Raw genomic sequence first — 9,025 nt, forward strand, 5'->3', positions numbered from 1 at the left:
CTCCCACAGTAAACAACAACAGACTCAAGAGGAATTGGAGCAATTGCGATCGCAACTACAAGAAAAGCCACAGGAATTGACAAATCATGCGGTTCAAGTCTCACCAGTTCCAGCTTCCCCCCCAGCACCTGTAGCAGTAGCAGCAATCGACTGGGAAACCTTTTAACCCATCATCTGATTGTAGCATCCGCCAGGACTATATGGAGGGTGACCAAATATCCTGGCGGCGGTTTTCCAGTTAATTTAAGTCATCAGAAATCAGTGATTTTTATTCCTGTACCCAAACAGATACAGAACCCCCGTCACAGGAAAAGTGACCCCATCCCCATTCATTGGTATAAACAGGTTCTTTGATGTGTTCTGTCAGGTCAATAAACTTAGCATTAGGTTTACCAACTTCCATCCATTTTTGACCAGGAATGTTATCACTCATAATCACAGCCATACCTTGGGGGTGTTCTTCATCACCTAAACGAGTCCAACCGATGACATTGTAGTTGTCGAAGTAATCGTATTGTTCCCCGTAGGAGTAATGATGTCGCGCATATAATAACTTATCAATTATCCAACGGTGGGAGGGTAAAACAATTTTATAACTGTTACCATCTTTGCCATAATCTTCGTATTCTGCGCCATAATAGTCAGCATAGAAAATACAGGGATAACCTTCTCGTCGCAGCAGAATAATCGCATAAGCCAACGGTTTAAACCAAGGTTCAACGGGTGCTTCTAAGGCTTGTAAAGGTTGAGAATCATGATTTTCTACAAAGGTGACCGCATTAATGGGGCGTTCCTGTATAAAAGTGCGATCGAGAATAGTTCTCATGTCGAAGTTACCCCCCGACTTACTGGCATAATAAAACTTATAGTGTAGGGGAACATCAAACACAGACATTCGACCCCCCACCGTATCTACATACCAATGTAGAGTATCAATGTCATTATACCAATATTTCCCTACCATAAACAAGTCTTTACCGACGTGATTTTCTAGGGTTTCTATCCATTCTGGGAAGAACCAAGCCGAAATATGTTTAATGGCATCAAGGCGGAAACCATTAACCCCCGTAGTATCAAGATACCATTTAGCCCAGTTAGTGATTTCGTCCCTAACTTCTCGACTTTGGAAATCGAGATCACAACCCATTAAATAGTTAAAATTCCCCTTTTCCAACGACACATAATCATCAAAAACCTTACCTTCCAAAAGATAAATATTCGAGGAATCTTTAGTAAAATCATCATAATCAACCGCATCAAAATGCCACCAATGCCATTGAAAATCAGAATGTTTGCCTTGACGACCGGGAAAAGTAAAATGAGTATAGGCTTTAATCTCTCGCATTTCCCCAATCGGATGAATCCGATTATTCATAGCAAAAGGAGTAGCTTTAACCACCTCAGTTTCATCAGCCCCCATGCGATGATTAACCACCACATCAGCGTAAACCTGAATCCCGGCACTTTGGGCGGCATGAATAGCATCTAAATACTGTTGATGATTGCCATATTTGGTTCTGACAGTTCCCTGTTGATCAAACTCCCCCAGATCATACAAATCATAAACACCATAGCCCACATCAGATTTACCTTTCTTCCCTTTATAAGCTGGGGGAAGCCAGAGGGCGGTAATACCAGCATCGACTAATTCTTGGGCGTTTTCTTTAAGTTGATTCCATAAAATCAAATCGGGATCGATGTACCAATGGAAGTATTGCATGATTACGCCATTAATCATCTAAATTTCTCCTGTCTGAGTCCCAAAAAATATATTTCAATTATAGGATGGTTTTCCGAAACCGATAAGAATACCAGACAAAGCCCCAAGTTGCCGGCTGGTGTGAGGACAGGGGAGAGAACAACCTCCAACCCGATGACTTTCCCCCTAATCATGGCTGAGGTGGGGGGCAGCTAACATAATCTCAGGCTAAACTATACAGTAATGGTTAGATTCAAAGATACAGCAACAGCAAAGGTAAATGTGAATATGAAAAGTTCCTGGATCAACAGATTGGGACAACCAGTTAAATCATCAGCCATGTCCAAAAAGCATTTGTGGCGGATTTTGGGAGGTTGGGTGATTTCCCAAAGTATCCTTTTGGGGACTCCAGCTTTGGCTAATCGTGATTCTGGGTCGATGAGTTATACAGACTTGTTGCAGAAAATCGAAGCGGGACAGGTCATCAGAATTCAAGAAGACCCATCACGACAACTTGCTAAAGTCACATTCACAGACGAAGCCAACGGACAACAGATTAGGTATGTGGCACTATTTGACCATAACCCGGAACTGATGGCCGCGCTGCGGGCAAACCCGGTAGACTATGAGGTAAGACCTTCGGCAGACAATAGCGTGGCTATGGGTTTAGTGGTCAATGTTTTGGTGATTGTGGCGGTCTTAGCATTTCTGCTGATGATTCTGCGGCGGTCTTCCCAGTCTTCGGGAAATGCGATGAATTTTGGTAAATCTAAGGCTAGGTTCCAAATGGAAGCGAAAACCGGGATTCTGTTTGATGATGTGGCTGGTATTGAAGAAGCTAAGGAAGAATTGCAAGAGGTGGTCACATTCCTAAAATCCCCGGAAAAGTTTACCGCCATTGGTGCGAAAATTCCTAGGGGGGTGCTATTGGTGGGACCTCCGGGAACTGGGAAAACCCTGTTAGCTAAGGCTGTAGCGGGGGAAGCGGGGGTTCCGTTTTTCAGCATTTCTGGTTCGGAATTTGTGGAGATGTTTGTGGGGGTCGGTGCATCCCGGGTGCGGGATCTTTTTAAAAAGGCTAAGGATAATTCCCCCTGTCTGATTTTTATTGATGAAATTGATGCTGTCGGTCGCCAACGGGGGGCGGGAATTGGCGGCGGTAATGATGAACGGGAACAGACCCTTAACCAATTACTGACGGAAATGGATGGATTTGAGGGTAATCCGGGAATTATTGTGATTGCAGCCACTAATCGCCCTGATGTGTTGGATACAGCCCTATTGCGTCCGGGACGGTTTGACCGACAGGTGATTGTTGATTTACCTGGTTACAATGGCCGTTTAGGGATTTTACAGGTTCATGCGCGCAATAAAAAGCTGGCTGATGATGTTTCCCTAGAGGCGATCGCCCGCAGAACACCAGGATTAGCAGGGGCGGATCTGGCTAATTTACTTAATGAAGCGGCGATTTTAACGGCTAGACGACGCAAGGAAGCGATTACCCTCTTAGAAATTGATGATGCTATTGACCGCATTACTATTGGTTTGGCTTTAACTCCCCTTCTCGACAGCAAGAAAAAGCGACTGATTGCTTATCATGAGGTGGGACACGCTTTGCTGATGACTCTGTTGAAAAATTCTGATCCTCTTAATAAGGTGACAATTATTCCCCGGTCTGGAGGAATTGGCGGTTTTGCTCAACAGATGTTTAATGAGGATATGGTTGATAGTGGTCTGTATACCCGCGCTTGGTTGATTGATCAAATTACTATTGCTTTGGGGGGAAGGGCTGCTGAACAGGAAGTATTTGGTGAAGCAGAGGTGACTATTGGCGCTAGTAATGATATTCAGATGGTCAGTAATTTGGCGCGGGAAATGGTGACTCGTTACGGGATGTCTGATTTGGGATTGGTGGCTTTGGAAAGTCCCGGAGAACAGGTATTCTTGGGGCGAGGCTTTCCTAGTCAATCGGAATATTCTGAGGAAGTGGCGACTAAGATTGATCATCAAATTAGAGCGATCGCCTTTCGCTGTTATGATCAAGCCTGCCGCCTTATCCGTCAACACCGAGTTTTGCTAGACCAGTTGGTAGAAGTTCTCCTAGAAAAGGAAACCATTGAGGGGGACGAGTTCCGCCGCCTAGTCTCGGAATATACTCCTCTTCCTGAAAAGCAAATGGCGATTATTCTAAACAAATAAGCTACATACAGCTTGTTCACCAGTCGCTGAATACATTGCCCTCACCCTGAATCTGGATCCCAGAGATGGAGAGGGACTTTGAGAGGTGATCAGATGATTTCTGAACAGGCTGTATCAACTACCAAACAGTTGTTAGGGGGCGGTAGGGGGGGAGTCTATCCCCTTCCCCACCAGCCCTTAATCATTTTTTGTGCTGATTCTATGCTGGTTGTGGAACACCCCGCAGAATCCGCAAAAACTGTCCGGCTTGCTGGCGACCATTACTCATCAATTTCTGAATGAAAGCATCATCCCGGTTGAGTTTAGAAGAATAATCAAGTTCTTCGGCTAGGTCATGACTCATACTGATCCAGCGAATATCAATGGGTTTAATTTCATCAGCTAATGGTGTCCCCTCAAAAATTCCCGCCCGAATCCACTTGTTAACTAACTCAATGAAATTAACTTCTTGATACAGGGACAGATTCCCGGCTAATTCATTGCGTCGGTCTAGGATATCTTGGGCGGTTTTGGGTTCAGAACCACGGGTTTTAGGGTTAATTTGAATAATCCAAATCTCGTCAGGTCTTCTGACCATATTTTCTGTCAAAAATTCGGTAACTGGGGGATTTTTAGAAAATAGACCATCCCAGTAAGCATCTTGACCAATATGAACGGCTGGGAATACATTAGGAATAGCAGCAGAAGCCATCACGGCTTCTACGATAATTTCCCCTTTGCGAGAATCAAAGGCTTTAAAATCACCAGATAGAATATTGACTGCACCTAACAATAGGGTGGGACTCGATGAATTCACTAGGGTTTTAATTTCATCAAAATCAATGTGATTTTCTAGGAGTTCTCGCAGGTTAATATACTCTTTGCGGGGAGATATCATGGTGAGAAAATCCACAATCCATTGATTAGCATAAGGATTGGGGGGATAGCTGGGAATTATGCCAGAATCCTGCAAGTGGACTGTGTTAATGACAAAGTTATTTAAACTTTTTTCCCAGACACTTTGAGTAGAGTTATCTTCCCAAATTTTGACTAACCATTTATAGGGGGGTTCTTTTGAACCGGCTGCATATTTGAGTAAACCATACCAAACTGCGGTAGCGCAGATCGCGCCGCCAGAAGTGCCGCTTAATTCGGTAATATTGTATTCTTCGTGAACTCCCTCTAGTAGTAAGTCATGGAGAACACCAGCAGTAAAAGCTGTATGACTACCGCCACCTTGACAAGCGATCGCAATATTTTTTTTGCTCATAATACACATTACAATTAATTACAAAAAGCTGGTCGATTTTACACTACAATTTTTTCCTGTTTTTTGACCGAAAATTCGGCGGAATAACTGTAGTCAATATTTAGCCAAAACTCCCCACTTACAGAGCCTCTGGTTTCAATCTGAATAGGGCGAATAGTGGTGGTGGGGACAGGTTCAATATCTGGGTTATAGGGGTTGATATCGCCAAAATAAATCGGGGTATTTGGCTGTAAGAGAATGGGGGGAATTTCGTCAGGTAAATTGGGTACAGGAGTCCGTTCATCAATGGTGACGGCGGACAAGAACACGGTCACATCCCGAAAGGTGATGTTACTGTACTTATTGGTAACAGCGATCGCCACAGTTTCCACCTGATTTGCACCTAGGCTAGGTTGAGAACAAATCAACTCAAAAGAGGGAGCATACTTATCTATTTCTAGGTAAGATTCTGGCGTAAAACTCGCCGCTACGACCGATAATAAAGCCGACGACCAACCCTGATTATCTAGGGGATGACTAAATGATAATCCCCCCGTTTGTGTGCTGATGGCTACATCATCTCCCGAAGATTGTCGATAACTATGAACTGTCACCACGGCAGACTTAGCGGCGGCGATCGCTTTTTCCCACTGGTCTAAATTTAGTGATTCATTATCCGATGAAATCCCCAATTCTCCCAGATAAAAAATCGCCCTATTTGCGCCTAAACGCCAGTCAAAGTGATTACATACATCGGCGATCGCTCCCGCGCCATCCCGCCGCGCCGGGTCATTCCTTCCATTACTACGGGTAACCTTTAACCCAGTCAATTCGGACTCATTTACCCCACCATTAATTAAATAATTACGCAGGGTACGACTAAAGGGGGTTCCGTGCCAAATTCCCTCTATTCCCAACCAGGTAATCTGCAAATCACAGGGATAGCTTTCCCTGACATTTTCGATCACGTCTTCCGCCACCTTACTGATAGTATCAGCATCATCACGCAGTGGGGAACTGGTATCGATAATTACCACCAGGTCAACTTTATTGATTGTATTTGTCTGACTCATATCGTCATCCTCTTGGAGGTATTTTTTCAGGTATTTTAGGGTAAATCATCTCCCTTATTTACCGTAAACTTTAAGCGATCGCGACCTCGACCACTCACCGAAACCCGACCAGAGTATTGTATTTTCACCGTTTCTATTTTAGCCGGTTCATCTTCAGCATCTAGGATAATTTCTCCCGTCAGCTTAGATGGTTCACTATCCTTAGCGGGTAGGTTTCCCAGAGAGAGAAATTCTCCCTCTTCCAAAACTTGCACACTTTCACCTGGCGAACTAATTACCTCCGCTGCAACTACCCGAAAATCCAGAACATCTGCATTCAGATAACTATTGGTTACTTCCAGGCACAATTTTGACCTATCCTCGGAAGTAGTGACGGCAAAATTTAAACCATCTAAACTGTCGGGAAGTTCCGCCAGCAATGGCTGACTGGTTACCGTCTTCTGGGAAGTTTCACCCCCCAAAGATACAGGAGTTTCTGACACAGTTGCCGATGAGACACCCGCCGCCAATTTGAACTCATAAATACGATGCTTACCCTTACCTTTAGCAGTAGTTAAAGTTATCGTATGTTCACCTTCACTCAGGCTGCCAAGTTGTAGTTCAGTTTGACGTTTCTGATTTTCTCCTGCACCCCAAATGCGGATTAATAGGATACCATCTAGGAATAACCAATCCTCTCCCAAACCATCGCGGTGGTAAGATAAAGTTAATTCCCCTTCCTGATAATCCCTATACAGGCGGAAGTGAATATTCAGGCAATCTGTTGATGCCACTCCCGGCGGTTTTTCCGCATCAGGAGCAGTTATAATTGTCGGTAAGCTAGGGTATTTAATCGGGTCAGCATCACTACCGATATAATAGTTATATTCGGGAGTCCAGACACCTTGGGGAGAAACCTTTAGCCGTTTGGAAGATGTGCCAATTTGCCATAAAATCGCTGGGTCAGATTCGGGAATATCTGAATTGATATTAACCCGACTTTCTGGGTAAAGTATATCCTCTAAATCTCTGGCATTTAACAAGGGTTCTACGAAAGAATCAGCCTGTGCAAATCCCACCGATATCAGGTGGTTAATTAAACTAGGATGCCGGTCAAATTTAGAGGCATAGTCTAATCCTTCTAAATGCGATCGCTTAATTTCTAACTGGCGAACTTGCACCGGACTAATTCCCGCTAGATCTCCATTTAAAAACCCCTTTTGTAACCAGCGATTAGTTTTTTCGATCAACTCTAAACTTTGATACAGAGAAAGATTCCCTGATAGTTGATTTCGCCGATCTAAAATCTCTGGCGTAGTCCTAGGTATACTGTCACAGGCGCGAGGGTTGACCTGTATAACCCATAATTCATCCGGCCATTGTTCCGGGGGAATAATTTGTTCATCTACTAGGGATAAAATTGGCGGATTTTCTGCAAATAAACTATCCCAATAAGCAGCATCCCCAATTTCCACAGCTTTGAATAGGGTGGGAATAGCCGCCGAGGCGAGAATGGCATCAATTTCAATTTCGTTTTGGCGAGAGTCAAAGATTTTTGATTCCCCAGATATCACATTAACCGCACCTAGAAATAATCGGGGACTGCTACTATTAATCAGCCTAGGAAGTTGCGAAAAATTGATGTGCTTTTCCAGCAGTTTCTTCAGGTCTAAATATTCTCGTCTCGGCGTGACAGATTGCCAAAATTCCTGAACTCCTCCCCAGGTATAGGGATTAGAAATGTAGCTAGGAATAATCCCCTTATCGTAAAATCTACAGGATTGAACCGTTAAATAATTTAGGTATTGTTCCCAAAGATGGTTGGCTGAGTTATCTTCCCAAAAATCAATTAATTGGTGATAGGGTTCTCTCGCCGTTTCCTGTTGATTTTTGACTAAACCATACCAAGCTAGTAGACTACATAAACCGCCGCCAGAGGTGCCGCTTAAACTCACAATTTCATAGCGATCGCATACATCACTTTGCAGAAATCTCTTTAAAACTCCCGCCGTAAATGCCGCGTGGCTTCCCCCTCCTTGACAGGCGATCGCAATTTTACCTTTTTTCCGCTTCTTCATTTTTTCGCTTCCTAGTAATGGGTGAATAATTCTTTAGTCAACCTCCAGTTTGAATTGGTTTCGGTCACATCAACTCTCTTTTCTCATCATGATGATCACTTCACCACAATACAGCCCAAAGCTAACGTTTGCGGTTGTTTGAACGCCAACGCCCGTATTTTTTGAATCCTTTGTATCGCGCTATGTAGTTGATGCTAAACGGGTAAACCTCCCAATTTTATAGGTGAATTTTTTTGGGGCTGTACCTTATTATTTTATAGAATTTCTCCAAAGGACTCAACCCCCTGACAAAACCTTTATAAAATTTTAACATTTCCCCCAAACGAATGACCCATAAAATTAATCGGTTTTGTTGTGGATAAAAAGCCCAGTTCGATTTACAATTACCAAAGAAGAAGCTAAAATCTGGGTAGCCTTTTTTGTTCTCAGTTTCATGTTTGAGGGAACGCCAGAACAGGAGAAGCCAAAATTACAGCTTCACACGAAGAGCATGATTTAATCTCAAATTAGGTTAACATTTTACGGCAATACGGTATAATAAGCGAGAAGGGTTGAGGATAAACCTATTGCCAGATATGTCAAACCCAAGGAAGCGGCCCAAATCCTTGGAGTCCATGAAAGAACACTCCGCAGATGGGACGAAAATGGCTCAATCGAGACCATCAGAACCCCCGCTGGGCAACGACGATACAACGTTGAGTGATATACTGCTGCCATATCAGGCAGTGACAAACGCAAAGTCGTTATCTATGCCAGAGTTAGTAGCCGC

General features: G+C 43.7%; 5 protein-coding genes and 1 pseudogene. 2 read left to right on the forward strand and 4 right to left on the reverse strand.

Annotated elements, in window-relative coordinates; all coding sequences use genetic code 11:
- Nucleotides 1-268: 268 nt before the first annotated feature.
- On the reverse strand, nt 269-1,738 hold the full coding sequence (locus tag P5683_RS13855; RefSeq protein WP_006621806.1) for an alpha-amylase: 1,470 nt from the start codon (nt 1,736-1,738) through the stop codon (nt 269-271).
- A 249-nt stretch (nt 1,739-1,987) separates the two neighbouring features.
- Between P5683_RS13855 and ftsH the strand changes: the two genes are divergently transcribed.
- Nucleotides 1,988-3,898 carry an ATP-dependent zinc metalloprotease FtsH gene (gene ftsH / locus P5683_RS13860; protein ID WP_196797698.1) on the forward strand — a complete coding sequence of 637 codons (1,911 nt, stop codon included), beginning with the start codon at nt 1,988-1,990 and terminating at the stop codon, nt 3,896-3,898.
- Nucleotides 3,899-4,097: 199 nt separating this feature from the next.
- Here the strand turns inward: ftsH and P5683_RS13865 are convergent, their stop codons facing one another.
- Genes P5683_RS13865 through P5683_RS13875 form a run of 3 tightly spaced genes read right to left on the reverse strand, consistent with a single transcriptional unit; the run spans nt 4,098 to nt 8,256 of the window.
- Nucleotides 4,098-5,147 carry a patatin-like phospholipase family protein gene (locus tag P5683_RS13865; protein ID WP_006621803.1) on the reverse strand — a complete coding sequence of 350 codons (1,050 nt, stop codon included), beginning with the start codon at nt 5,145-5,147 and terminating at the stop codon, nt 4,098-4,100.
- A gap of 38 nt (nt 5,148-5,185) precedes the next feature.
- Complete coding sequence (locus P5683_RS13870) at nt 5,186-6,199, reverse strand: hypothetical protein (protein WP_315640187.1); 1,014 nt, start codon at nt 6,197-6,199, stop codon at nt 5,186-5,188.
- Nucleotides 6,200-6,234: 35 nt separating this feature from the next.
- Nucleotides 6,235-8,256 carry a patatin-like phospholipase family protein gene (locus P5683_RS13875; protein WP_315640185.1) on the reverse strand — a complete coding sequence of 674 codons (2,022 nt, stop codon included), beginning with the start codon at nt 8,254-8,256 and terminating at the stop codon, nt 6,235-6,237.
- A 565-nt stretch (nt 8,257-8,821) separates the two neighbouring features.
- Between P5683_RS13875 and P5683_RS13880 the strand changes: the two are divergent.
- Nucleotides 8,822-9,025, forward strand: a pseudogene (locus P5683_RS13880) (MerR family DNA-binding transcriptional regulator); the annotation flags it as partial.

This window comes from Limnospira sp. PMC 1279.21 (genome assembly GCF_032349615.1).
Classification (GTDB): Bacteria; Cyanobacteriota; Cyanobacteriia; order Cyanobacteriales; family Microcoleaceae; genus Limnospira; species Limnospira fusiformis.

Excerpts from the sequence above, each read along its gene's own strand:
- P5683_RS13855 (WP_006621806.1), bottom strand. The coding sequence starts at position 1,738 with ATGATTAATGGCGTAATCATGCAATACTTCCATTGGTACATCGATCCC.
- ftsH (WP_196797698.1), top strand. The coding sequence starts at position 1,988 with ATGAAAAGTTCCTGGATCAACAGATTGGGACAACCAGTTAAATCATCA.
- P5683_RS13865 (WP_006621803.1), bottom strand. The coding sequence starts at position 5,147 with ATGAGCAAAAAAAATATTGCGATCGCTTGTCAAGGTGGCGGTAGTCAT.
- P5683_RS13870 (WP_315640187.1), bottom strand. The coding sequence starts at position 6,199 with ATGAGTCAGACAAATACAATCAATAAAGTTGACCTGGTGGTAATTATC.
- P5683_RS13875 (WP_315640185.1), bottom strand. The coding sequence starts at position 8,256 with ATGAAGAAGCGGAAAAAAGGTAAAATTGCGATCGCCTGTCAAGGAGGG.